The following is a 1,242-nucleotide window of genomic DNA, read 5'->3' as shown; positions in this document are numbered from 1 at the left end:
CAGGGCCGACTGAAAGTCAGGCACAAGGGAGCTGGTGCGGCCATGCTGGTGCCGGTTTTATCGGGACTGCTCCCGTCCATTGGCCCAGCCTTCTGCCAGTGTTGATCTGATCGCCTTTCTGCAGGCCCTCCCAGAAGGCCGCAAGCGCCGAGGGGTGCGTTATCCCCAGTGGCTGCTGCTGTTGATGGCGATTCTTGGCATCCTGAGCGGCTGCCGCAGCGCCCGTGATCTTGAGCGCTTTGCCAAACGGCATCACCAAGAATTCAGCGCAGCTCTGGATCTGGAGATGCCCAAGTCGCCCTGTGATTCCACCTTCCTCTACCTGTTTGAGCGGGTGGAGCTGGAGGAGCTCTTCGGGATGCTCAGGGAATGGATGCTTGCCCAGATCGTAGATCAGGAGAAGGATTTCGACCAGCTGATTTGTGATGGCAAGACCCTGCGTGGTTCTGCCGCACAGCTCGATGGCCCCGATAGCGCTACGCGCTTTGTCACCCAGGTCACGCTCTACGCCCGGGAGCTGGGTGTGGCGATCGCCCAAACATCATTCGACACCGGCGAATCCCACGAGCGCGCTGCACTCAAGGCCCTTCTCGGAACCCTGGAGCTGGAGGGTGTGCTGATCCAGGCGGATGCGCTGCACACCTCACCCGCGTTTTTCAACTCGCCGCCGAGCAGGGCGCCGACTTGCTCCTGACGGTCAAGAACAACCAGCGCCGGCTGTATCAGCAGATCCTCTCCCAGTTCCGCGGGCACCGGCACTTCCCAGTAAATATCAGCGATTTCGAGGCAAGCCATGGGCGTCAGGTGCGTTGGCAGCTCAGAGCCCGCAATGCCACAGACGCCATCCGTGAGCGCTGGGAAGGGGCCAGCTGGATCGTCGAGTTGGTGAGCACCGGCCGACGAGATGGAAAGCCATTTCGCCATGTGCACTTGTTCATCACCACCTTGCGCACCAGTCCAAAAGCGTTGCTGCGCCTGGTGCGACAACGCTGGGCGATCGAAAACCAGTGGCACTGGCCGCGCGACACCCAGCTCGGCGAGGATGCGCACCGCTACACCCAACGCAACGGCGTACAGGTACTGGCCCTGCTGCGCACCTTGGCCCTCAACCTCCTGCGCAGCAATGGCTTTCGCTCAATCCGCGCTGGCCTGATGGCCGTGGCGCATGACATCAACCAAATGCTCGGCTGGGTTGGTGTCAAATCCGCGCAGACGGGATGAATTGACTTTCAGTCAGCCCTG

Annotated in this window: 2 protein-coding genes; both read left to right on the top strand. The window is 61.4% G+C overall.

The features are described 5' to 3' along the window. The first annotated feature begins 79 nt into the window (after positions 1–79). Positions 80–694 (top strand): ISAs1 family transposase, encoded by a 615-nt coding sequence (locus tag CJZ82_RS19440; protein WP_158218639.1) that lies wholly within the window; start codon positions 80–82, stop codon positions 692–694. Continuing rightward, positions 685–1,221 carry an ISAs1 family transposase gene (locus CJZ82_RS19435; protein WP_094556993.1) on the top strand — a complete coding sequence of 179 codons (537 nt, stop codon included), beginning with the start codon at positions 685–687 and terminating at the stop codon, positions 1,219–1,221. Before CJZ82_RS19440 ends, CJZ82_RS19435 begins: the two co-directional genes overlap by 10 nt. Positions 1,222–1,242 lie beyond the last annotated feature (21 nt).

The sequence above is a fragment of the Synechococcus sp. 1G10 genome, assembly GCF_002252625.1.
Lineage (GTDB): Bacteria > Cyanobacteriota > Cyanobacteriia > PCC-6307 > Cyanobiaceae > Regnicoccus_A.
The sequence above is the reverse complement of the archived record's forward strand: the minus strand, read 5'-3'. Positions and strand labels throughout refer to the sequence as shown.